This is a genomic window from Micromonospora maris AB-18-032, from assembly GCF_000204155.1.
In the GTDB taxonomy this organism is placed as follows: Bacteria; Actinomycetota; Actinomycetes; order Mycobacteriales; family Micromonosporaceae; genus Micromonospora; species Micromonospora gifhornensis.
On sequence record NC_015434.1, the window covers coordinates 1,533,820 to 1,555,889 of the forward strand.

General features: G+C 71.6%; 22 protein-coding genes. 14 read left to right on the plus strand and 8 right to left on the minus strand.

Annotation, left to right across the window (positions count from 1 at the left end; translation table 11 throughout):
* Nucleotide 1: 1 nt before the first annotated feature.
* The 5 genes from lepB to VAB18032_RS07095 all read left to right on the plus strand — a co-directional run bounded on the left by lepB (nt 2) and on the right by VAB18032_RS07095 (nt 3,262).
* Nucleotides 2-637 (plus strand): signal peptidase I, encoded by a 636-nt coding sequence (gene lepB / locus VAB18032_RS07075; RefSeq protein ID WP_013732106.1) that lies wholly within the window; start codon nt 2-4, stop codon nt 635-637.
* A gap of 66 nt (nt 638-703) precedes the next feature.
* Nucleotides 704-1,192, plus strand: a complete 489-nt coding sequence (locus tag VAB18032_RS07080; protein ID WP_043723325.1) for an NUDIX hydrolase — start codon at nt 704-706, stop codon at nt 1,190-1,192.
* Entirely contained in the window at nt 1,186-1,998 is an 813-nt protein-coding gene (locus tag VAB18032_RS07085) for a ribonuclease HII (RefSeq protein ID WP_013732108.1), read from the plus strand. The genes VAB18032_RS07080 and VAB18032_RS07085 overlap by 7 nt, the downstream gene beginning before the upstream one ends.
* On the plus strand, nt 1,995-2,318 hold the full coding sequence (locus tag VAB18032_RS07090; protein ID WP_007075222.1) for a DUF2469 domain-containing protein: 324 nt from the start codon (nt 1,995-1,997) through the stop codon (nt 2,316-2,318). Before VAB18032_RS07085 ends, VAB18032_RS07090 begins: the two co-directional genes overlap by 4 nt.
* A 236-nt stretch (nt 2,319-2,554) precedes the next feature.
* Nucleotides 2,555-3,262, plus strand: coding sequence for a M23 family metallopeptidase (locus VAB18032_RS07095; protein ID WP_043719933.1), 708 nt, complete (start codon nt 2,555-2,557; stop codon nt 3,260-3,262).
* Here VAB18032_RS07095 and VAB18032_RS07100 read toward each other — a convergent pair.
* The 5 genes from VAB18032_RS07100 to VAB18032_RS07120 form a co-directional block, all read right to left on the minus strand.
* Nucleotides 3,150-4,331: an aminotransferase class V-fold PLP-dependent enzyme gene (locus VAB18032_RS07100; RefSeq protein WP_013732110.1), complete on the minus strand. Its 1,182-nt coding sequence runs from the start codon at nt 4,329-4,331 to the stop codon at nt 3,150-3,152. The genes VAB18032_RS07095 and VAB18032_RS07100 overlap by 113 nt on opposite strands.
* A 52-nt stretch (nt 4,332-4,383) precedes the next feature.
* Entirely contained in the window at nt 4,384-5,514 is a 1,131-nt protein-coding gene (locus VAB18032_RS07105) for a tyrosine recombinase XerC (RefSeq protein ID WP_013732111.1), read from the minus strand.
* Between the two features lie 62 nt (nt 5,515-5,576).
* Nucleotides 5,577-6,752 carry a DNA-processing protein DprA gene (locus VAB18032_RS07110; protein WP_013732112.1) on the minus strand — a complete coding sequence of 392 codons (1,176 nt, stop codon included), beginning with the start codon at nt 6,750-6,752 and terminating at the stop codon, nt 5,577-5,579.
* Entirely contained in the window at nt 6,749-8,266 is a 1,518-nt protein-coding gene (locus tag VAB18032_RS07115; RefSeq protein ID WP_013732113.1) for a YifB family Mg chelatase-like AAA ATPase, read from the minus strand. The genes VAB18032_RS07110 and VAB18032_RS07115 overlap by 4 nt, the downstream gene beginning before the upstream one ends.
* Nucleotides 8,266-8,625: a YraN family protein gene (locus tag VAB18032_RS07120; RefSeq protein ID WP_013732114.1), complete on the minus strand. Its 360-nt coding sequence runs from the start codon at nt 8,623-8,625 to the stop codon at nt 8,266-8,268. Before VAB18032_RS07120 ends, VAB18032_RS07115 begins: the two co-directional genes overlap by 1 nt.
* A gap of 222 nt (nt 8,626-8,847) precedes the next feature.
* On the opposite strand from VAB18032_RS07120, the gene VAB18032_RS07125 reads away from it, so the two are divergent.
* The 8 genes from VAB18032_RS07125 (at nt 8,848) to VAB18032_RS07160 (ending at nt 17,550) form a co-directional block, all read left to right on the plus strand.
* Nucleotides 8,848-9,852 carry a hypothetical protein gene (locus VAB18032_RS07125; protein WP_043719937.1) on the plus strand — a complete coding sequence of 335 codons (1,005 nt, stop codon included), beginning with the start codon at nt 8,848-8,850 and terminating at the stop codon, nt 9,850-9,852.
* 284 nt (nt 9,853-10,136) lie between these two features.
* The gene (gene rpsB / locus VAB18032_RS07130) at nt 10,137-11,006 is read left to right on the plus strand and encodes a 30S ribosomal protein S2 (RefSeq protein WP_013732116.1); all 870 of its coding nucleotides are present in this window, start codon (nt 10,137-10,139) and stop codon (nt 11,004-11,006) included.
* A 132-nt stretch (nt 11,007-11,138) separates the two neighbouring features.
* Entirely contained in the window at nt 11,139-11,966 is an 828-nt protein-coding gene (tsf, locus tag VAB18032_RS07135; RefSeq protein ID WP_013732117.1) for a translation elongation factor Ts, read from the plus strand.
* A gap of 150 nt (nt 11,967-12,116) precedes the next feature.
* On the plus strand, nt 12,117-12,884 hold the full coding sequence (gene pyrH, locus VAB18032_RS07140) for a UMP kinase (protein WP_013732118.1): 768 nt from the start codon (nt 12,117-12,119) through the stop codon (nt 12,882-12,884).
* A gap of 80 nt (nt 12,885-12,964) precedes the next feature.
* Nucleotides 12,965-13,522 carry a ribosome recycling factor gene (frr, locus tag VAB18032_RS07145; protein ID WP_013732119.1) on the plus strand — a complete coding sequence of 186 codons (558 nt, stop codon included), beginning with the start codon at nt 12,965-12,967 and terminating at the stop codon, nt 13,520-13,522.
* A gap of 323 nt (nt 13,523-13,845) precedes the next feature.
* Nucleotides 13,846-15,105, plus strand: coding sequence for a phosphatidate cytidylyltransferase (locus VAB18032_RS07150; protein WP_013732120.1), 1,260 nt, complete (start codon nt 13,846-13,848; stop codon nt 15,103-15,105).
* Nucleotides 15,106-15,209: 104 nt separating this feature from the next.
* Entirely contained in the window at nt 15,210-16,361 is a 1,152-nt protein-coding gene (gene rlmN, locus VAB18032_RS07155) for a dual-specificity RNA methyltransferase RlmN (RefSeq protein WP_013732121.1), read from the plus strand.
* Nucleotides 16,362-16,392: 31 nt separating this feature from the next.
* A complete protein-coding gene (locus VAB18032_RS07160) occupies nt 16,393-17,550 on the plus strand; it encodes a DivIVA domain-containing protein (protein WP_043719942.1) in 1,158 nt (385 codons plus the stop codon).
* Nucleotides 17,551-17,721: 171 nt separating this feature from the next.
* Here the strand turns inward: VAB18032_RS07160 and VAB18032_RS07165 are convergent, their stop codons facing one another.
* Nucleotides 17,722-17,943 carry a DUF2631 domain-containing protein gene (locus VAB18032_RS07165; RefSeq protein WP_013732123.1) on the minus strand — a complete coding sequence of 74 codons (222 nt, stop codon included), beginning with the start codon at nt 17,941-17,943 and terminating at the stop codon, nt 17,722-17,724.
* Nucleotides 17,944-18,212: 269 nt separating this feature from the next.
* Between VAB18032_RS07165 and VAB18032_RS07170 the strand changes: the two genes are divergently transcribed.
* Nucleotides 18,213-19,787 carry a Rieske 2Fe-2S domain-containing protein gene (locus tag VAB18032_RS07170; protein WP_043719947.1) on the plus strand — a complete coding sequence of 525 codons (1,575 nt, stop codon included), beginning with the start codon at nt 18,213-18,215 and terminating at the stop codon, nt 19,785-19,787.
* Nucleotides 19,788-19,875: 88 nt separating this feature from the next.
* Here VAB18032_RS07170 and VAB18032_RS07175 read toward each other — a convergent pair whose 3' ends face one another.
* Nucleotides 19,876-21,471, minus strand: coding sequence for a phytoene desaturase family protein (locus VAB18032_RS07175; protein WP_013732125.1), 1,596 nt, complete (start codon nt 21,469-21,471; stop codon nt 19,876-19,878).
* Nucleotides 21,472-21,564: 93 nt separating this feature from the next.
* A complete protein-coding gene (locus VAB18032_RS07180) occupies nt 21,565-22,050 on the minus strand; it encodes a hypothetical protein (RefSeq protein ID WP_013732126.1) in 486 nt (161 codons plus the stop codon).
* Nucleotides 22,051-22,070: the final 20 nt, after the last annotated feature.

A 22,070-nucleotide genomic window follows, 5' to 3' on the forward strand; every position in this document is an offset into this window, starting at 1 on the left:
CGTGATTGACGAGCAGACCGACAAGCCGCGCCACTCCTTCTGGAAGGAACTGCCCATCCTTCTCGGGGTGGCGATCCTGGTCGCGGTACTGGTGCGGGCCTTCGTACTGCAGACCTTCTTCATCCCGTCGCCGTCCATGGAGAACACTCTCAAGATCGACGATCGGGTGCTGGTCAACAAGTTGGTGTACAACTTCCGGACACCGCACCGCGGCGAGGTGATCGTCTTCAAGGCGCCCGTCGAGTGGAGCGGCAACCCCGCGGGCGAGGACTTCATCAAGCGGGTCATCGGCGTCGGCGGTGACCGGGTGGTCTGCTGCGACGCGCAGGACCGTCTGGTGATCAACGGGGTGCCGCTGGACGAGCCGTACATCTTCTCCTTCGACGGTCAGCGGGACAAGCCGGCGGACCAGGAGTTCGATGTCGTCGTACCGGAGGGTCGGCTCTGGGTGATGGGCGACCACCGCTCCGCCTCCGGCGACTCGCTGGAGCACTATCAGCAGTCCGGCGAGAACGTCACCGCGGCCACCATTCCCGAGAAGGACGTCGTGGGCCGGGCCTTCACCGTCTTCTGGCCGTTCAACCGGGCCACCCTGCTCACGGTGCCCGAGGGGTTCGAGGCGATTCCGGCACCCTGACGGTGCCGGCGGGCCGGCTGGGACGGCGACGTGGGCGTTGTCGGTGACGTCTGGCAGTCTGGTGCGGTGACGCGATACACCCCGAGGCGCGCCGCCCGGGTGCTCCTGGTCGACCGGGCCGATCGGCTGCTGCTCTTCCGCGGCTTCGATCCGGCCCAGCCGCAGGGCGGACGCTGGTGGTTCACCCCCGGCGGCGGTCTGGACCCGGGGGAGACGTACGCCGACGGCGCGGCGCGTGAGCTGGCGGAGGAGACCGGGTTGCGGTTGCCTGTGGCCGAGTTCGGTGAACCGGTGCACGCCGACATCACCGAGTTCTCCTTCGACGGGGTGTGGTACCGGCAGGAGCAGCGGTTCTTCCTGGTGCGGGTGGCCACCCACGAGGTGGACACCACCGGGTTCAGCGAGGCGGAGCGGGGCAGCGTGGACGGCTACCGGTGGTGGTCGGCCGAGGAGCTGCGCAGCACCGCCGAGCGGTGCTACCCGCAGGAGCTGTCAGCGATCCTGACCCGGGCGTTGACCGGCGCCCCGGCCACGGCCGGCGGTGCGCCGTGCTGACCCCGCCGCGCACGGTGGTGCGCCGGGAGGCCGGGCTCTACGCGCTGGAACGGGCCTTGCAGCGGCGTGGCTTCCGGTACGTCGCCGGTGCCGACGAGGCCGGCCGGGGCGCGTGCGCCGGGCCGCTTGTCGCCGCCGCTGCGGTGCTGCCGGAGGGGCGGCGGGGCGAGATCGACGGCCTGGCCGACTCCAAGCTGCTCACCCCGGCCAGCCGGGAGCGGGTGTACGACGAGGTGGTCGCGCGTGCCCTGGCGTACGCCGTGGTGGTCATCCCGGCCGAGGAGGTCGACGCCCGCGGGCTGCACGTGTGCAACCTGGCCGCGATGCGCCGGGCGTTGGCCTCGCTGACCGTGCGACCCGAGTACGTGCTGACCGACGGGTTCGGCGTCGACGGTCTGGACGTGCCCGGTCTCGCCGTGTGGAAGGGTGATCGGGTAGCGGCCTGCGTGGCGGCGGCGAGCGTGCTGGCCAAGGTGACCCGGGACCGGATCATGGTCGACCTCGACGCCGAGCACCCCGGCTACGGCTTCGCCGAGCACAAGGGGTACATCACCGCCGACCACACGGCGGCGCTGCGCGAGCACGGTCCGTGCCGGGAACACCGGTTCTCCTATGTCAACGTCGCTGCCGTCTCCGGCCTGGACGGCCGCCCGCCCCGCTCACGTCGACCGCTGGGCGCAAGCTGGGACGAGCCGATGGAGCGCTCAGGCTTCGCAGGGGGTACCGTCGGCGTGGCGTTGGGCGAGCAGCGTCAGCGTCCAGCGCCGGTGGGGGAAGATGTGGTCATGGAAGGCGGAGTGCGATGAGCGCGGAAGACCTCGAAAAGTACGAGACCGAGATGGAGCTGCAGCTCTACCGGGAGTACCGCGACATCGTCCGTCAGTTCTCCTACGTGGTGGAGACCGAGCGGCGGTTCTACCTGGCCAACCAGGTCGACCTGCACGTGCGCAACTCCGACGGCGAGGTCTACTTCGAGGTCGAGATGCATGACGCCTGGGTGTGGGACATGTACCGTCCTGCCCGGTTCGTCAAGAACGTCCGGGTGATGACGTTCAAGGACGTCAACGTCGAGGAGTTGGAGAAGCCCGACATCTCGCTGCCCGCCGACTCCGGCTTCGGCGGCTGATCCTCGGTCCGTTGTCGTCACGGCGGCCCCCACCCGCCCGTGATCGGTCCACATCGGCGTGCCCGGCCCCGTCCGGCTCTCCGCGTCGCCTCCGCAGCAGCCATCGCCCTCGGTCGCCGCGTCACGCCATAGCAGATCAACTGCGTCGGCGCGGTCTGTCCACAGGGCGTGGCGTCGTCCACAGGCGAGGCCGGCCGGGCAGCGAAGCCGCGCCGACGACGCGCACACTCGCCGCCATGGTGACCCGATCCGGCGCGCTCTGCGCCCTCCTGCTCGTGCCACTTGTCACGTACCCGCCGCCGCCCTCGTCGTCGCTGCCGACGGCGATGTCGCTGGCCGCCGATCATCAGGGCCTGGTCGTCTCGGCGTCCGCGCTGGTGCCGCCGTCCAGGGTCGTCGCGGCGGACAGCGTCGGGCGGTACCGGTGGCCGGTCGACGGGCAGCCCCGGCCGGTGCGCCGGTTCGATCCGCCGCCTCGTCCCTGGCTGGCCGGCCATCGTGGGGTGGACCTGCTCGCGCCGGCCGGCGCGACGATCCGGGCCGCCGGTGACGGCACGATCTCGTACGCCGGCATGGTCGCCGGCCGTCCGGTGATCTCGGTGGCCCATGCCGACGGGCTGCGCACCACCTACGAGCCGGTGGAACCGGCGGTCACCGTCGGCACGTCGGTGCATGCGGGCACCGTGCTGGGGGTTCTGCTGCCCGGCCACGCGGGCTGTCCGCAGGCCGCCTGCCTGCACTGGGGGTTGCGCCGGGGCGACGACTACCTCGACCCGCTGGCCCTGCTCGGTCTCGGCCGGACCCGGCTGCTGCCGCTTGCCGACGCGCCGCTCAGCGCTGGTCGAGCAGGGTGGGCAGTTGCACGGCGAGCCGGTCGTACTCGTCGGGCGAGTTGTACACCTGGCCGCACAGTCTCAGCCAGCCCCGCCCGTCCCAAGTGTTGACCGCGACCTGGGCGGCGAGCCGCTCGGCGATCCGGGCCCGCAGCGCCCGCGCGCCGTCCATGGTGGTGGCGAGGCCCGCCGGCAACGGGACGATCCGCATGGCGACCGTAGGTCCGCCGGGGTCGGGCAGGTCGGCCGGTCGCACGCCGAGAGCGTCCCCCACCACCCGCTGCCCGTACGCGGCCAGCGCCGCGTTGTGCGCACGCACCCGGTCCACGCCGAGCGTACGCAGGACGTAGAGCCCCACCGGGGCGCTCAGCCAGCCGGTGTAGTCCGCGGTCGCCTGCCACTCCACCCGGCCCGGGAAGCCCGCCTCCTGCTCCCAGGAGACCACCAGCGGTTCGACCCGCTCCCGCCAGGGCGGGGAGACCACGAGGACGGCCGTGCCCCGGGGCGCGTACCCCCACTTGTGCAGGTTGCCGACCCAGAAGTCGGCGCCGATGCTCTGCACGGTCGCCGGCAGCATGCCGGGCGCGTGGGCGGCGTCGACAAGCACCGACACGCCGTGTTCCCGTGCCACGCCGACGATGGCAGCCACCGGGAACAGTCGCGCCGTCGCCGAGGTGAGCTGGTCGACCACGACCAGTCGGGTACGCCCCGGACGCAGCCCGGACCGGACGATCTGCACGATCTCCTCGGTGGTGGCGGACAGCGGCACCCGCAGCACCCGATGGGTCGCCCCGGTGCGGTGACACTCCCGGCGGACGGCGAAGTCGACCGCACCGTAGCCGTGGTCGGTGGTGAGCACCTCGTCGTCCGGGCGCAGCCCGACCGACTGCAACGCCACGGCCACGCCGGTGGTGGCGTTGACGGTCAGGGCGGTGCCGTCCGGGTCGGCGCCGAGGAAGCCGGCCAGGTGCCGGCGGGCGTGCGTGATCCGGTCGATCAGACCCTGGGTGAAGAAGCGCAGCGGATCGGCTTCCATCTCGTCGCGCAACCGCTGCTGGGCCCGCTGCACGGTGATCGGCACCGCGCCGAACGAGCCGTGGTTGAGGTGGCTGACCGCCGGGTCGAGGGAGAAGAGCAGACGAGCGCCCGGGATCGGCTCAGGAGGCAACGGGACGCTCACCGGATGATCGTAACGCTGTCCCCGGCCCGTCGTGATGGATCTTGTGCAGTCCCTAGGCGCGGGGATGGGCCTGGCGGTATGCGGCGCGGAGCCGGTCGACCGAGACGTGGGTGTAGACCTGCGTGCTGGCCAGCGACGAGTGCCCCAGCAACTCCTGCACCGCGCGCAGGTCCGCCCCGCCTTCGAGCAGGTGGGTGGCGGCCGAGTGGCGCAGCGCGTGCGGGCCGATCCGGGGCAGGCCGGTGGCCTGTGCGTACGCCCCGACGATCTGGCGGGCCGTCGTCGGGTTCAACCGGCCACCCCGGACGCCGAGGAGCAACGCGTCGCGGGAGCCCGGAACCACAAGCACCGGCCGTCCCCGCCGCAGCCACTCGTCGAGGGCCCGCTGGGCCGGCGAGCCGTACGGCACGACCCGTTCCCGTCCGCCCTTACCCCGGACCCGAACCACCCGCCGGCCATGGTCGATATCGGCGACGTCGATGCCGCAGGCCTCGCTCACCCGCACTCCGGTGCCGTAGAGCAACTCCAGCAGCACCCGGTCCCGCAACCGCACCGCCTCGGCGACCACTTCTTCCGCCCCGGCACCGTCCCCGGTCTCAGCGGCGACCGGCCCGCCGGCGGTGCCGTGCCCGTCAGCGGTGGGGTGGGCATCGGCGGTGCGGTGGCTGTCGGCGTGGTCATCAACGGGGTGGTCATCAACGGGGTGGTCGTCGGGGGTGGGGTGAGTGGGGCTGGTGCTGTGGCGGGTCGGTGCCTCGACGAGGAGCGCGGCCTGGTCGGTGCGGAGCACGGTGGGCAGGGTGCGCTGCGGACGGGGACTGGCCAGCGTGGCGGCCACGTCGGTGGGTAGCAGGCCGCCCCGGTGCGCCCAGGCACTGAAGGTGCGTGCCGCCGCTGCCCGCCGGGCCAGCGACGCCCGGGCCGCTCCCATCGTCCGCTGTTTGGCCAGCCAACTGCGTACCGTGTCAAGGCTCAGCTCAGCCACCTCGGCGCAGCCCATCCGGTGGGCATGATCCAACAGGGACACCAGATCGGCGACGTACGCCCGCACGGTGTGGGCCGAGCGGTTGCGGACCGAGGCGAGGTGTCGGGCGAACTCGTCCACCGCGTCCCGCAGCGGCTCCGGCAGCGCCGCGTGCACGGCCCGGGTGCCGCGGGTGTTGCGGTCTTCGGTACCCCCCACGCGGCCCAGCCTAGGACGAGGCCGGTGGCGCCCGCGAACCTGCCGCGCACCGATACTGCCGCTCAGCCTGCGCGGCGCGGCGGGACCAGGGCGTAGCCGTCGTCGCGGCGTACCACCAGGGCCAGCTCCTCCAACAGGGACATCTTGCGCAGCACCGTGCGTACGGCCAGGCCGGCTCGGGCCGCGAGGTCGTCCACGCCGATCGTGCCTCGGCGGGGCATCGCCTCCACGATCGCCCGCGCATCGTCGTCGATCACATCGGTGGGTCGGTCCGGGCCGCGCGGCACCGGGGCCAGCTCGCCGATCCGGCCCACCTCCTCCAGCACGTGGGCGAGACCGGTCACCAGGCGGGCCCCCGGCTCCTCGCGCAGGATCTCGTGCGTGCCGACCGACATCGCCGAGGTGACCGGGCCGGGCACCACCATCGCCGGCCGGTTCAGGGCGAGGGCTCGTCTGGTGGTCTGGGTCGCGCCGCTGCGGGCCGCCGCCTCCACCAGGACGGTGCCCTTCGTGCCGGCCGCGATCACCCGGTTGCGGATGAGGAAACGGGGACGAAGCGGCTCGGCGGCCGGTGGCCACTCGCTCACCAGCAGCCCCGAGTCGGCGATTCGGTCGAACAACGCCGTGTTGCCCACCGGATAGGGGCGATCGACGCCGCAGGCGAGCACCGCGACGGTCCGGCCACCCGCACTCAACGCACCTCGGTGCGCGGCGGCGTCGATGCCGAACGCGCCGCCGGAGACGACCGTCCAGTCCCGGTCGGCCAGGCCGTAGCCCAACTGCCGGGCGACGTGCAGACCGTACGGCGTGGCGGCTCGCGCCCCCACCACGGCCACGGACCGGTCCAGCGCCTCGGCCAGCGGCCACGGTCCGCGTACCCAGAAGCAGAGCGGTGGGGCGGTCTCCCGGTCGACCCGGCGGCGCGCGTCGGAGAGCCGAAGCTTGCGGAGTTCCTCGACAGTGCCGGGCCATTCGTCGTCGCCGGGCACGACGACCCGGGCGCCGAGTCGTTCGCCGCGATCGAGGGCCTCGGCGGCGATGGCCCGGGCGTCTCCGGCCCGGCTGCGTGCCGCCACGCTGTCGCGCAGGTCCTCGTACGGCGCGGCGCCGTCGAGCAGCAACTCCAGGGCGGCCACCGGGCCGAGTTCGGTGACCAGCGCGTACACCGAGCGGGTGCCCGGCTCGGCCAGCCAGGTCAACGCGACCCGGGCCAGCGTCGTCTCGTCGTACCTGCTCATATTGCCTCTCCCGTCCTGAGGTGGATGGCCTCGCCGACGTCGTGCCGGTCCGGTCGGGCGCGCCCGTCGAGGTCGGCGATCGTCCAGGCGAGGCGGATGACCCGGTCGAAGCCGCGGGCGGAGAGCGACCCCGAATCCAGCCGGGCCCGTAGTTCGGCGGTGTCGGCGGCGGGCAGCTGCCACGGCGGCCGGCGCAGCCGCGTGCCGGGCACCTCAGCGTTGAGTCGGCGGCCCAACGCCGACCAGCGATCCGCCGCCGCGGCACGGGCGGCGACCACCCGGGCCGCCACCGCCGTGGAGGACTCCTGCGTGCCGGCCTCCATGAGTTCGGCAGCGCGCATCGGCAGCAGCCGCACCTGCAGGTCGATCCGGTCGAGCAGCGGACCGGAGAGCCGGGCCAGGTAGCGGCGGCGGGCCTGCGGGGGACACTCGCAACGGTCGTCGCCGGCCGGGTTGGCGCATGGGCACGGATTCGCCGCGATCACCAGCTGGGCCTGGGCGGGGTATTCCGCGCCGCCCCGGCTGCGGGCCAGGTGCACCCGGCCGTGCTCCAGCGGTTGGCGTAACGCTTCCAGGGCGGCACGACTGAATTCCGGAGCCTCGTCGAGGAAGAGGACCCCTCGGTGGGCCAGTGAGATCGCGCCGGGCCGGGCCAGTCCTGGCCCACCGCCGACGATGGCGGGGATGGTCGCGGTGTGGTGCGGGGCCTGGAACGGCGGGCGGCGCAGCAGCCCACCGTCCGCCGGCAACAGCCCGGCGATCGAGTGCAGGGCGGTGACCTCCAGCGCGGCGTCGTCGTCCAGCTCAGGAAGGATTGACGGCAGACGCTCGGCCAGCATCGTCTTGCCGGCACCCGGTGGGCCGATCAGCGCCAGGTGGTGGCCGCCGGCGGCAGCCACCTCCAGGGCTCGACGGCCGAGCCCCTGCCCGGCCACCTCGGCCAGGTCGGGACCGGAGGTGGCGGGTGCCGGTACGTGGGTCGGCGGCTCGATCAGTGGCGCACCGTCGCGGACGAACGCGATCAGCCGGTGCAGGGTGTCCACGCCCCGGACGCGCAGCCCGGGCACCACGGCGGCCTCGGCGCTGTTGGCGGCCGGCACGATCACCCGCTCGACGCCGGCCCGGGCCGCGGCGGCGGCCATCGGCAGGACGCCCCGTACCGGCCGGACGGTCCCGTCCAGGCCCAGTTCGCCGAGGATCACCACGCCGTCCAGCGGTGCCAGGGGCAACTCGCCGGAGCCACCGAGCAGTGCCACCGCGATCGCGAGGTCGAAGGCCGAGCCGAACTTGGGCAGGGTGGCCGGTAGCAGGTTGAGGGTGATGCGGCGGTTCGGCCAGCGCTGACCCGAGTTGACCACGGCGGCCCGCACCCGGTCGCGCGCCTCGTGCAGCGCGGTGTCCGGCAGCCCGGAGATGACCACTGCGGGCAGGCCGGGCGCGAGATCCGCCTCCACCTCCACCAGGTGACCGGTGACGCCGACCAGGCCGACGCAGAGCACCCGGGCGTAGCTCATCAGAACGCTCCCTTGAGATGCTCGACCTGGGCCCGGCCGGCGCGCGGCAGCAGCACCGAGACGACGTCGAAGCGGATCTCGTCGGCGGTGGTGCCGGTGGCCGCCAGCCACGCGGCGGCGAGCCGACGCAGCCGGCGGGCCTTGTGCCGGACCACCGCCTCGGCCGGGGTGCCGAAGTCGTGGTTGCGGCGGGTCTTCACCTCACAGATGACGAGCACCGGCCCGTCCCAGGCGACGATGTCGATCTCACCGGAGGGGCAGCGCCAGTTCCGGGCCACCGGGCGCAGCCCTGCCTCGATCAGGTGTCGGACGGCGCATCGTTCCCCGTACCCGCCGACCGCCTGGTTCCGCTTGGTCATGGCCGGCACCCTGCCCGCAGCGGGCCGGTCGAGGTGCCCCCACCGGTGCGGCCTGTGGACGACCGGAGGTGCTGTGGACAGACAAACGATCATGCCCTCGGTGTGCTAAAGCGAAGCTGAGTGACGAATCAGCTTCTTACTCTGCGTACCCGGTCGAATTGCCCTTCCCCGCCGCTGGCCAGGGCCGGGGTCGAATGGCGGTCGGTCGGCCGGTCGCATACGGTGCCGGGCGTGGACGGACGACGTAGCTTTGCCGATGACCACGAGTCGGGTTGGTATCCCGGTGACCGCGACCACGGTTACGGCGACCCGGACTGGCGCGATACCGCCCAGGCGCGGTACCGGGACGACACGCCGGTGCCCCCCGAGCAGCGGATCGACGACGAGGACCGGTACGACACCGCCGCGCGACGTTTCGGTGGGGTGGACCCGCTCGCCGACATCCCGGCGGAGCCCGAGCGCTATCGGGCCTCACGCGCCCGACGAGCCGGGTCGACCGATCCGGACGTTTCGGGCGAGTTGCCCACCGAACGTCCGGGTAGGCGTGCCGCCCGGGAGACCACCGCGCCGGTCGGCGCAGACCCGTTGCTGAACGATCCGGCCCCGTTCGCTCCGGTGGTGAGCGATCCGGCGCCGTTCGCGTCGGCGGTGGACGAGCCGGCCCCGCTGGCGTCGGTGGTGGGTGACCCGGCCCGGTCCGTGCCGCTGACCGGGTACCCGATCGTGGAGGCGAAGCGGGGCACGGAGGCGATGAATCCGCTGGAGCAGCCGACCGGGCCGATGCCGCCGGTGGCGCCCCGGGGCGACCTGGCGGCGGGAAACACCGGCGACCAGCAGGCCGCCGGGGACACCGGATTCCGGCCGACGACCGGGGAGGGCGGCTACCAGGTGCCGGGCGTACCGGCCGGGCCGCCCAGCGGCGACGGCGTCTACCGGACCCGCCGGCCGGTGCTGGCCGTACTCTTCGCCGTCCTGGTGGTGATCTTCGAGGTGCCGGCGTTGCGGGTGTTGCTGCACGGGGCGACCGCGGACCCGGTCTCCGCCGCCGACGTGCTCGTGGGCACCTTCCTGGTGGCCGGTCTGCCGATCTTCGCGGTCGGCCTGTACGGGCTGCGGACGACCGGGTTCTCGCTCGCCGACGGGGCGCGTGGCTGGCTGCGGCCGCCGACGGCCTACCTGACGGTCGGGCTGGCGCTCTTCCTCGCTGCGGCGCTCGCCGCCGGCTGACCTCGCGTTCGGCGGTTGTTAACAAGGGGCCCTTCCTCTACCGCAGGCGTTAACAAGGGCCCCTTCCTTGCACCCGGGGGTCGGGCGGCGGGGCGGGCGCGTACACTGGTCGACTGGCGACCGCCTCGCGCGGTCGACCTCGCGTGCCCTCCTCACGAAGTCGTCGTGCGGCGGCGGCCTCCCTGGTCCCGACCCTGTCGGGCCCATCCTGGCCGACGACCGGGCACCAGGCCACTCGGCCGCCGGCCGAGCGGACGAACCAGGGACCCCAAGGAGTACGAACCATGGCCGTCGTGACCATGCGTCAGCTGCTGGAAAGTGGTGTTCACTTCGGGCACCAGACCCGGCGCTGGAACCCGAAGATGAAGCGCTTCATCTTCACCGAGCGCAATGGCATCTACATCATCGACCTGCGCCAGACCCTCGACTACATCGAGAAGGCGTACGAGTTCGTGCGCAACACGGTGGCCGAGGGCGGCAGCATTCTGTTCGTCGGCACCAAGAAGCAGGCCCAGGAGGCCATCGCCGAGCAGGCGACCCGGGTCGGCCAGCCGTACGTCAACCACCGCTGGCTCGGCGGCATGCTTACCAACTTCCAGACGGTGTACAAGCGGCTGCAGCGGATGAAGGAGCTGGAGGCCCTCGGTGACCTCAGCGGCACCGCCGCCGGCTACACCAAGAAGGAGACCCTGCAGCTCTCCCGCGAGAAGATCAAGCTCACCAAGACCCTCGGTGGTCTGCGGGACATGCAGAAGCTCCCGGCCGCGGTCTGGATCGTCGACACCAAGAAGGAGCACATCGCCGTCGACGAGGCCCGCAAGCTGGGCATCCCGGTGATCGCGGTGCTCGACACCAACTGCGACCCGGACGAGGTCGACTTCCCGATCCCGGGTAACGACGACGCGATCCGCTCGGCCGAGCTGCTGACCAGGGTCGTGGCCGCCGCCGTCGCCGACGGCCTGATCGCCCGTTCCGGTCGTCGCCGTGGTGGCGACGAGAAGCCGGAGGCGGGTGTCGCCACCGACGAGCCGCTGGCCGAGTGGGAGCGCGAGCTGCTCGAGGAGCCCAAGAAGGCCGACGAGGAGCCCGCCGCCGAGCAGGCCCCGGCCGAGCAGGCTCCCGCCGAGCAGCCGGCGGCCGTTTCCGGCCAGTGATTCCGCCGCCGTCCGGTCACCGTCGGTTCGCCGATGGTGACCGGCGGCGACCAGGTCGGCACGAACTTCCCGAATCCGGGTAACCGGCACCTCAGACCATCCCATCGCAATCTCAACACCGAAGAGAGAGCCATGTCCCAGATCACCGCCGCGGACGTCAAGAAGCTCCGCGACCTGACCGGCGCCGGCATGATGGACAGCAAGAAGGCCCTGACCGAGGCCGAGGGCGACTTCGACAAGGCCGTCGAGATCCTGCGCGTCAAGGGCGCCAAGGATGTCGGCAAGCGGGCCGGTCGTACCGCCGCCAACGGGCTGATCGCCCACGCCGGCCAGGCCATGCTCGAGCTCAACTGCGAGACCGACTTCGTCGCCAAGAACGACGCCTTCATCGCCCTGGCCCAGCAGCTGGTCGAGCACGGTGAGCGTTCCGGCGTGAGCAACGCCGAGGAGCTGCTGGCCAGCGAGATCGACGGCCGTCCGGTCGCCGATCTGGTCCAGGAGCAGTCCGCCAAGATCGGCGAGAAGCTGGTGCTGAACCGCTTCGCCAAGCTCGACGGCACGGTCGCGGTCTACCTGCACCGCAAGGCCCAGGACCTGCCCCCGGCGGTCGGCGTGATGGTGCAGTACACCGGCAAGGCCGACGAGGCCGCCGACGCCGACGCCCGTGGTGCGGCCATGCAGATCGCCGCGATGCGTCCGCAGTACCTCACCCGTGACGAGGTGCCGGCCGAGGTCGTCGAGTCCGAGCGGCGTATCGCCGAGCAGACCGCCCGCGAGGAGAACAAGCCCGAGGCGGCGCTGCCGAAGATCGTCGAGGGCCGGGTGAACTCCTTCTTCAAGGATTTCGTCCTGCTGGAGCAGTCGTCGGTCACCGACAACAAGAAGACGGTGAAGCAGGTGCTGGCCGAGGCCGGCATCGAGGTCACCCGATTCGTGCGGTTCGAGGTCGGCCAGGCCTGAGCCGCCGTCGGGCGCGCCGCGCCCGTGGGCTGAGCAACGACACGACGAGGAGGCCGCCGGTGTACGCGACAAGCACCGCGGCCTCCTCGTCCCATAAGGTCGGCAGCGGCAGATACGCACCCGGTGCACCGGTGGGGGAAGGACGGGCGGATGACGCAGGTTGTGAGTGACCGGACGCTGGCGGCGGACGACCCGACGGCGCCACCGCCCGGCCGGTCCCGGCGGGTGGTGTTGAAGCTTTCCGGCGAGGTGTTCGGCGGCGGTGCGATCGGCGTCGACCCGGACGTCGTACAGGCCATCGCCCGGCAGATCGCCACCGTGGTACGACGCGGGGTGCAGGTCTCTGTGGTGGTCGGCGGTGGCAACTTCTTCCGGGGCGCGGAACTGCAGAAGCGGGGCATGGACCGGGCCCGGGCGGACTACATGGGCATGCTCGGCACCGTGATGAACTGCCTCGCGTTGCAGGACTTCCTGGAGAAGGAAGGCATCGAGACCCGGGTGCAGAGCGCCATCACGATGGCCCAGGTCGCCGAGCCGTACATCCCGCTGCGCGCGATCCGGCACCTGGAGAAGGGCCGCGTGGTCATCTTCGGCGCCGGGGCGGGCATGCCGTACTTCTCCACCGACACGGTGGCCGCGCAGCGTGCGCTGGAGATCCACGCGGACGTGGTGCTGATGAGCAAGAACGGCGTCGACGGGGTCTACACCGCTGACCCGCGGATCGACCCGACCGCCAGCAAGTTCGACTCGATCACCTTCTCCGAGGTGCTGCGCCGCAACCTGCGGGTCGCCGATGCCGCCGCCTTCAGCCTCTGCATGGAGAACGGCCTGCCGATGCTGGTCTTCGGCGCCCAGGGAGACGACACCATCGTCCGGGCGGTGGGCGGCGACAAGATCGGCACGCTGATCACCACCTGAAGCGACCGTCGACCTCACCCCGACGGTCCCGGTGACCCGACAAGCCCCACGACGAGCACAAGAAGGAGGCGAGGAGAACGGTGATCGACGACACCCTCCTCGAGGCCGAGGAGAAGATGGAGCGTGCGGTCGAGCACGCCAAGGAGGAGTTCGGTGCCATCCGCACCGGCCGCGCCACTCCGGCCATGTTCTCCAAGATCATCATCGACTACTACGGCAGCCCGACGCCGCTGACCCAGATGGCGTCGGTGGCCATTCCCGAGCCGCGGATGGCCATCATCAAGCCGTACGACAACTCGCAGATCAATGCCATGGAGAAGGCGATCCGCGACTCGGACCTCGGGGTCAACCCGAACAACGAGGGCAACCAGCTGCGCATCCTGCTCCCGCAGATGACCGAGGAGCGCCGCCGCGACATGATCAAGGTCGCGCGCCACAAGGGCGAGGAAGCCAAGGTCGCCATCCGCAACATTCGCCGCAAGGGCAAGGAAGAGCTGGACCGGCTCGTCAAGGACGGCGAGGTCGGCGAGGACGACGGCCGGCGCGCGGAGAAGGAACTGGACGACCTCACCCAGCGCTACGTCGCGCACGTCGACGAACTGGTCAAGCACAAGGAGACCGAACTCCTGGAGGTCTGACCTCGCGCCGTGATCCACGGTGCGCCCAGCCCACCCACTGCACCCCCGTCCCCGTCCGGTTGATCCTGAAGTCAGTCGTCGCACTCGTGGTGACAGCTTCGCGAGCAACACGGCGGGGTCGAGGGTGTGGGTGGGTACTGGTGCGGCCTGTGGGGCGGACAGGTGCAGTAGGCTCGGCACGATTCCCGGTGGCCCGGCGGTGAAGGGTGGGGATCGGTCAACCGGCCGGCCGGCAAATCTCAACGGAGCGCCTCGCGCGGGTAGGGGATGGTAGTGGTTGTACGGCAAGTGGTGGATTTCGTCCCGCTCCCCTCTGGTGCGTGATGTCCCACCTCGACCCCTACGGCGGCGCCGAGGCCCGTGGCTGGGATCGGCCGGACCAGCCCGCCCAACTGCCCTGGCCCGACCCGAACCTCGATCCCGGCCCCTGGGCCGCTGATCCGCACGCCGAGCGGTACGCCACCCCCACCGCCCAGATCGAACCGGTCCGTGGCGCTGCCGATCTGCTCCACGACGACGCCCCGACCGGGCAGATCGAGCGGATACCTGCCGGTGTCGGCCTCGACCACGACGACGCCCCGACGGCCCAGTTCGCCCCGGTGCCCGGCGACGAACCGGAGGCCGACGATCCGCCGCCCGGACGCCGTCACCGCGGCCGTCGTCGCGCCGGGCGGCCCACCAACGGGCAACCCGCATCGAGCCCCGGTGAGCAGCCCGCGTCGCACCTCGACCGGCCGGCGGGGAGCCCCGGCAAACCCGCTGCGCCGAGCCGCGCCGGCCGGAACCTGCCGGCGGCCATCTCGGTCGGGCTCGGCCTGGGGGCTGTGGTCCTGCTCCCGCTCTTCCTCTACACGCCGTCCTTCCTGCTGGTGCTCGCCGCCGCATTCGGGGTGGGCATCTGGGAGATGTCCCGCGCGGTACGCCGGGCCCGCGCCGTGGTGCCACTGGTTCCCCTGATCGTCGGTGGGGTGCTGACGGTCACCATCGGCTGGTTCGGCGGTCTGGACGCGCTGCTGCTGGGGTTGCTGGTCACGATCGCGGGCACGCTCGTCTGGCGGCTCGGCGACGGCATGGCCAACTTCCGGCGGGACATGACCGCGGCCACGTTGATCGCGGTGTACGTGCCCTTCCTCGGTGGCTTCGCCGCGCTGCTCGCGTCGTCGCCGGACGACGGGGCGCTGCGGATTCTGGTGACGCTTGTCGCCGTGGTGCTCTCCGACACCGGGGGGTACGCCGCCGGCGCCAACTTCGGCAAGCATCCGATGGCCCCGACGATCAGCCCGAAGAAATCCTGGGAGGGTTTCGCCGGGTCGGTCGGTGCGGCGGCGCTGGGCAGCGCCCTGCTGCTCTGGCTGCTGTTCGACGTGGCACCGTGGTGGGGTGCCGTGTTCGGGGTGGCGGTGTCGTGTGCCGCCGTCCTCGGTGACCTCGCCGAATCCATGATCAAGCGGGATCTCGGTGTGAAGGACATGAGCAACCTGCTGCCCGGGCACGGTGGCCTGATGGACCGCCTCGACTCGGTCCTGTTCGCCGTGCCGACGGCGTACCTGCTGCTCGTGGTCCTCGTGCCGGCGGTGAACTGAGGCATGGATCACGGCCACGCAGCCTGGTCGCGGACGTGGCCGGACCCGATCCGCACCCTCCGGAGGGATGCGGTCCACGCCGGGCGTGCCAGACTGGACGGGCCATGACGAGCCTGCCACTGATCCCGGTCGACCCGGACGCGCCTGGCGCGCGCCGGGCGTCGATGCCACCGCAACATCTCGCCGACCTTGACCTGGCCGGCCGGAAAGCCCTGGTCACCGGTCTGGGTGAACCGGCGTTCCGGGCCCGGCAGATCTCCACCCACTACTTCGGCCGGCTGGTGCGCGACCCGGCGCAGATGACCGACCTGCCGGCGGCCTCCCGGGCTCGGCTGGCCGACCAGCTGCTGCCCCGGCTGCTCAACCCGGTCCGCGAGCTGGCCTGCGACGACGGGGCGACCCGCAAGGCGCTCTGGCGGCTGCACGACGGGGCGCTGGTGGAGAGCGTGCTGATGGGCTACCCGGATCGGGTGACCGTCTGCATCTCCAGCCAGGCCGGCTGCGGCATGGCCTGCCCGTTCTGCGCCACCGGCCAGGCCGGTCTGACCCGGAACCTCTCCACCGCCGAGATCGTCGACCAGGCGGTCTACCTGGCGGGTGTGGCCGCCTCCGGCGCGGTGGTGGGCTCACCGGCACGGTTGTCGCACGTGGTCTTCATGGGCATGGGCGAGCCGCTGGCGAACTACAACCGGGTGGTGGCCGCGATCCGTCGGCTGGTCGCGCCGGCGCCCGAGGGCCTCGGGCTGTCGCAGCGCCACATCACCGTTTCCACGGTCGGCCTGGTGCCGGCCATCCACCGACTGGCCAGCGAAGACCTCTCGGTGACTCTTGCGTTGTCGCTGCACGCCCCCGATGATGAGCTGCGCGACGAACTTGTGCCGGTCAACCAGCGCTGGAAGGTGTCCGAGGTGCTGGACGCCGCCTGGGCGTACGCGGCTCGCACGGGGCGTCGTGTGTCGATCGAATACGCGATGATCAAGGACGTGAACGACCAGCCGTGGCGAGCTGATCTGCTCGGGCGGCTGCTGGCCGGCAAGCTGGCCCACGTGAACTTGATTCCACTCAATCCGACTCCGGGCAGCCGATGGGACGCCAGCCCGAAGCCGGTGGAGCGGGAGTTCGTCCGGCGGTTGCGCGACGCCGGGGTGTCCACCACCGTACGGGACACCCGAGGTCGCGAGATCGACGGGGCGTGTGGGCAGCTGGCCGCCGCGGAGGACATGGGCACCGACCCGGCCGGAAACCCGTCGGCATGACCGGGCGTGGCGAACGAGACCAGGAGACATAGTGGCGAGTCAGGGTCAGCGTTTCCGGCGTAAGGCGCTCCGCCGGGGATACAAGGTTGACGAGGTGGACGCCTTCCTGGACCGGGTCGAGGCGACCCTCGCCGGCCAGCCGGTGGGTGCCCCGGTGGCCTCGCAGGAGGTCCACGACGTCGTCTTCCGGGTTCGCTTCAACGGCTACGACGAGTGGCAGGTCGACCTGCACCTCGACCGGGTCGAGCGGCAGCTGGCCGAGTTGGAGGAGCGGGGTCAGACCCGCGCCGGTGGCGAGACCCGGATGGGCCCGGCGGAGCGGATGGGGCCGGCGGAGCGGATGGGTCCGCCCATGCGCGAGGACCGGGGCATGTCGGCGGTGCCGCAGCCGCCGATGCCGCCCCGGCCGATGCCGGCGCAGGCCGGCCCGTACGGCCGCTACGACGAGCCCACCGGCGCCTTCGCCGGCGGCTACGACGCACCTCGCGGCGGTTACGACGCACCCCGCGGCCCTGGCGGCCCGATGGGGCCAGGCGCGCCGATGGGCCCCCCGGGTGGCCCGATGGGTCATGGTGCTCCGCCGCGCGGCCTGCCCGCCGGGCCGGGCGGCTACGGCCCCCCGGACGGCCCCGGTGGCTACGGCCCCCCGGACGGCCCCGGTGGCTACGGTCCGCCTGACGGTCCTGGCGGTTACGGTCCCCCCGATGGTCCTGGTGGGTACGGTCCGCCGGACGAGCCGCGTTTCGACGGCTTCGAGGCGGGCCGGCGCGCCCGTACCGATATGACTGCGGAGATCCGCATGCCGGATCGTGACCCGCGTCGCGGCCCGGCGGGACCGCCCGCGGTGCCGCAGCAGGCACTCGGTGGTCCGTCGATGGCGGGTCCGCCGCCGATGGCCGGGCCCTCGATGGGTGGCCCGCCGATGGCCGGCCCGCCCGGCAGCGACCTCTACCGGGTGGACCAGATCCGGCGCAGTTTCCAGGTGCGTCGGTTCGGCAGCGGGTACGACCCCGACCAGGTCGACCGGTTCTTCGACAGCCTGCTCGGCGGGATGGCCGGGCGTAACCCGATGCCGGTGAACCCGAAGGACCTGGACACGCTGCGTTTCGGCCTGGTGCAGGGCGGCTACTTCGAGGCGGAGGTCGACGCCGCGTTGAAGAACGTGCAGGACATCCTCTTCGGCCGCTGACCGGCGACGACGAATCGGGCCCGCCCTCCGCTGTCGGAGGCGGGCCCTACTCGTGTCTGCCGGACGTGAACGGCCCCGGTGGTCATGCCGTTCGGCCCCGCGTCAGCACCCCCGCGCCGGTTGCGGCTGCCGAGGGGTGTCCAAGCCTCGGGCGTCAGGACCGCGGCGGGGTCAGGAACGCAGGCCGTTGCGGCGCAGCACGGCGTCGCCGATCACGATGAGCAGCAGGAGCGCGGCCAGGCCGATCAGCCACAGGTTCTCGACCCTGCCCTCGTGGTTGCCGCAGAGCATCGCCAGCAGCGCGAGTGCGGTGAGGATCGCGCCGATCCGCCCGGACTTGCGGTGCCCAGGCTTGTGCTGGTCTGGCGACGTTACCGGCTCGCTTCCTGCCACTGGTCGGTCCTTCCCTCGCGATCGGATCTCCGGTTAGTCTGGCACGCCCGCTGACGGCCCTGGCGCAGGGTCCGGCCGATAGAGAAAAGATCACCCGGGACTGACCGGCGTGACGCGCCGAACGGGCCGGTCCGAAAGCGAGCGCCCGGGCCGAAGGGCCCGTCATCCCCGGGCCGGAGGGGACTACCGGTGTCGAGGGACGGCGAGCACGCTACCTCCGGTAGCGTTTCGGCGTACGCCTTGATTTGTCTTCTTGAGGGGGAACTGCGGTGCGAGTGACCGGTACCGGGCACGCGAGCATGCGGATCGACACGGGCGCGGGCAGCATCCTGTGCGACCCGTGGGTCAACCCGGCCTACTTCGCCTCCTGGTTCCCGTTCCCGGACAACTCCCTGCTCGATTGGGAGACCCTCGGCGACGTCGACTACCTGTACGTCTCCCACCTGCACCGGGATCACTTCGACGCGGCGCACCTGAAGCGGTACGTGTCGAAGAAGGCCACCGTGCTGCTGCCCGAGTTCCCCACCTCCGAGATGGAGGACGAGTTCCGCGCGCTGGGCTTCACGAAGTTCCTGAAGACCCGCAACGAGGAGGTCGTGGAGCTGGACGGCGGCCTGAAGATCATGATCCAGGCGTTGACCAGCCCCACCGACGGCCCGATCGGTGACTCGTCGCTGTGGGTGGAGTACGACGGGGTGCGGCTGCTCAACCAGAACGACGCCCGCCCCACCGACCTGAGCACCTTCGCCGAGCTGGGTCACGTGCACGCCCACATGCTCCAGTTCTCCGGGGCGATCTGGTACCCGATGGTCTACGAGCTGCCGCAGTCGGCGAAGACCGCGTTCGGCAAGCAGAAGCGGGACCGGCAGTTCGACCGCACCTGGCGCTACATCGACGACCTCAAGGCCGACCACGTCTTCCCGATCGCCGGCCCGCCCTGCTTCCTCGACGACGAGCTGTGGCAGTTCAACGACATCTTCGGCGACGAGGGGAACATCTTCCCCGACCAGTCGGTCTTCCTGGCCGAGTACGCCAAGGTCGGCGGTACCAACGGCATCGTGCTGCTGCCCGGTAGCGTCTCCGAGATCACCACCTCCGGCGCGACGACGACCCACCCGGTGCCGGTGGAGGAGTTCTTCGCCAACAAGGTGGCCCACCTGGAGGAGATGCGCGAGCGCAAGCGCCCGATCATCGAGGCGGAGAAGGCGTCCTGGCGGCACCCCGAGATCGACGTGCTCAAGGAGTTGAAGCAGCGCATCGAGCCGTTGCTCGACGAGTCGATCTACCTGGCCAAGGGTGTGGGCGGCCCGGTCCGCTTCGACCTGGTCGGTTACGACGGCGAGAGCATCGAGTCGATCGTGGTGGACTTCCCCGGCAAGCAGGTGCGGCCGTACGCCGACGAGAAGGTCAGGTACCGGTTCCGTACCGAGCGGGCGCTCGTCGAGCACCTGCTGCACATCGGCGAGGTGGACTGGGTCAACTCGCTCTTCCTGTCCTGCCGGTTCTCCGCCGCCCGGATCGGCCAGTACAACGAGTTCGTGTACGCCTTCTTCAAGTGCCTGTCCACCGAGCGTCTCCAGTACGCCGAGGGCTGGTACGACGAGCACGAACGGGCCGTCGACGCCGAGGACATCACCCTCGGCGACTGGGTGGTGCAGCGCCGCTGCCCGCACCTGAAGGCGGACCTGAGCCGCTTCGGCATCGTCGACGGCGACCAGCTCACCTGCCAGCTGCACGGCTGGCGCTTCGACCTGCCCAGCGGCCGCTGCCTGACCAGCGTCGGGCACAAGGTCCGGGCGCACCGCGTCGGCGAGGAGACCGAGGTCGCCCAACCGACGAGTTAGGCCGCCTGCCCGAGGTGTTAAGAAGGGGCCCCTTCACTACGCGAGACGTTAATAAGGTGCCCTTCCTTGCACCTCGTCCCGTGCGCGCTCAGCGGCCGAGGTCGGCGAGGATGCGTTGAGCCGCGTTGTGCCCGGCGGCGCCGATCACGCTGCCCGCCGGGTGACAGCCGGCGCTGCCCGCGTACACCCCGTCGACCCCGGTGGCGTACGGCATCCGGTCGGTGAACGAGACGGTGTTGTCGACGTGGTGGATGTGCCCGCCGGTGATGCCGAAGTGCGCCTCGATGCCGGGCGGGGGAAGCGGCACCGCGTCGGCGATCAGGTCGGCGGTGCCGGGGGCGTACCGCTCGCAGATGGCCACCAACTGGTCGACGTAGCCGGGCAGCGCCGCCTCCCAGGTGGTGCCGGCCAACTCGTACGGCACCGACTGGACGAACAGCGCCGACGAGTGGTGCCCGTCCGGGTCGGCCAGCGACGGGTCGACGGTGGTGTGCAGGTACCACTCGATGGTCGGCTCCGCCGGCAGCCGCCCGGCCTGCACGTCCGCCCACATCCCCCGCAGGGCCGCCATCGGGGACTCACCACCGCCGGAGGTCAGCGACGCCGACCCGGGCAGCAGGTGGATCGTGGAGCCGAACGGGCTCGGCGCGTCCTGCGGCAGGCAGGAGAAGCGGGGCAGGCCGCGCAGCGCCAGGTTGAGCTTGAGAGTGGTGCCGGTGCGTCGGACCGCCGCCATCCGATCGGTGAGCGCGGTGGGCAGCGCCCCGTCGGGCAACAGCTCCATCAGCCGGTACGGGTCGCAGGCGCCGAGCACCACCTCGGCGCCGATCTCGCGGCCGTCGGCGAGCACCACGCCACTGGCGGCACCTGAGTCCAGCGTGATCGCGGTAACGGGTGCGCCGGTGACGATGCGGGCACCGGAGGCGCGGGCCGCATCGGCGAAGGTGCCCGAAACGGTGCCCATGCCGCCCTCGACGATCATCCAGGTGCCGCCGGCACCGGGTAGCCGGCACATGTTGTGCACCAGGAAGTTGTGACCGGTGCCGGGGTCGTCCGGGCCGGCGTTGAGCCCGGACAGGCCGTCGGTGACCGCGTACATGCTGACCAGCAGCTCGGAGCGGAACTCGAAGCGGGCCAGGTAGTCGGCGACCGAGCCCCGGACGAGGTCGACGAAGACCTGTTGCAACTCGGGACGGACGTAACGCTGTGCGGTCTGCTCGACGTCGAGCGGCTCGGCCAGCCAGGCCGGGGCCAGGTCGGCCCGCAGCGCGGCCAGTTCGGCCTGGAGGGCGTCGTCGGCGGCCACGTCGGCGGGGGAGAAGAACTCGGCGAGCTGCTCTCGGGTGGCCTTCGTGTCGGTGCCGAACAGCAGGTACGGCGAGCCGACCCCGCCGGGGGTGGGCAGGAAGTAGTGGGGGTCGCGACGCAGCACGGGGATCCGCACGTCGAGCGCGGCGAGCAGTTCCGGCGGCATCAGCCCGAGCAGGTACGACCCGGTGGAGTGCCGCAGCGCCGGCACCTTGGGAAAGGGGTTCTCGGTACGGGTCGCCCCACCGATCACCTCGGCGCTTTCCAACACCAGCACGTCGAGCCCGGTCCGGGCCAGCAGGGTCGCCGCGACCAGCCCGTTGTGCCCCGACCCGACCACCACCACGTCGACTCTGCCCGGCAGCTCACCCGTCATCCCCGCACCCTAACCCGCGACCTGCCTGATCTGTTCGTACCCGTAGCGGGCCGGCCACCAACGCCGAGGGGTTCGTGGCCGGCCCTCGGTTGGTCAGGAGGTGCTCGACGATGCGGGCGTGATGGCGTTGAGCTGACGGGAGACGGCCAACAGGGCGTAGCCGATCAGCGCGAGCACCACCCCGATCCCCATCGCCAGGGCGGCGACGCCGAAGGACACCACCGAGGTGAACAGGGACGAGCGCAGGAACGAACCTGTCATCACCACCTGCCGGTTGGGGTCCTCCCGGTCGAGTTCGGCATAGGTCTTGCCGCCGCTGGCCTCCAGCGCGTGCTTCTCGATGACCTCCGCCTCCGCGTACGCGGTGAACGGGCCCTTGATCTGCTTGCCGGCGAAGTTGTCGGCGTCGTCGGAGACGGTGATGCGTTCGTCGGCGAGCTGGCTCTGCACGACAAACCATGTGGTGGCTCCGGCGGCCAGCATGACCAGCCCGGCGATGATCACCAGGATCGACAGCAGTCGTACGGTCGAGCCGAGCGGCTTGCGGGCCGCCGTGGTGGGTGCAGACGTGTCGGTCATCTGGTTGCTCCTCCTGATAT

Coding starts and splice junctions, on each gene's coding strand:
- VAB18032_RS07090 (WP_007075222.1), top strand. CDS start 1,995: ATGAGCGCGGAAGACCTCGAAAAGTACGAGACCGAGATGGAGCTGCAG.
- VAB18032_RS07095 (WP_043719933.1), top strand. CDS start 2,555: ATGGTGACCCGATCCGGCGCGCTCTGCGCCCTCCTGCTCGTGCCACTT.
- VAB18032_RS07110 (WP_013732112.1), bottom strand. CDS start 6,752: ATGAGCAGGTACGACGAGACGACGCTGGCCCGGGTCGCGTTGACCTGG.
- VAB18032_RS07115 (WP_013732113.1), bottom strand. CDS start 8,266: ATGAGCTACGCCCGGGTGCTCTGCGTCGGCCTGGTCGGCGTCACCGGT.
- VAB18032_RS07120 (WP_013732114.1), bottom strand. CDS start 8,625: ATGACCAAGCGGAACCAGGCGGTCGGCGGGTACGGGGAACGATGCGCC.
- rpsB (WP_013732116.1), top strand. CDS start 10,137: ATGGCCGTCGTGACCATGCGTCAGCTGCTGGAAAGTGGTGTTCACTTC.
- tsf (WP_013732117.1), top strand. CDS start 11,139: ATGTCCCAGATCACCGCCGCGGACGTCAAGAAGCTCCGCGACCTGACC.
- pyrH (WP_013732118.1), top strand. CDS start 12,117: ATGACGCAGGTTGTGAGTGACCGGACGCTGGCGGCGGACGACCCGACG.
- VAB18032_RS07150 (WP_013732120.1), top strand. CDS start 13,846: ATGTCCCACCTCGACCCCTACGGCGGCGCCGAGGCCCGTGGCTGGGAT.
- rlmN (WP_013732121.1), top strand. CDS start 15,210: ATGACGAGCCTGCCACTGATCCCGGTCGACCCGGACGCGCCTGGCGCG.
- VAB18032_RS07175 (WP_013732125.1), bottom strand. CDS start 21,471: ATGACGGGTGAGCTGCCGGGCAGAGTCGACGTGGTGGTGGTCGGGTCG.
- VAB18032_RS07180 (WP_013732126.1), bottom strand. CDS start 22,050: ATGACCGACACGTCTGCACCCACCACGGCGGCCCGCAAGCCGCTCGGC.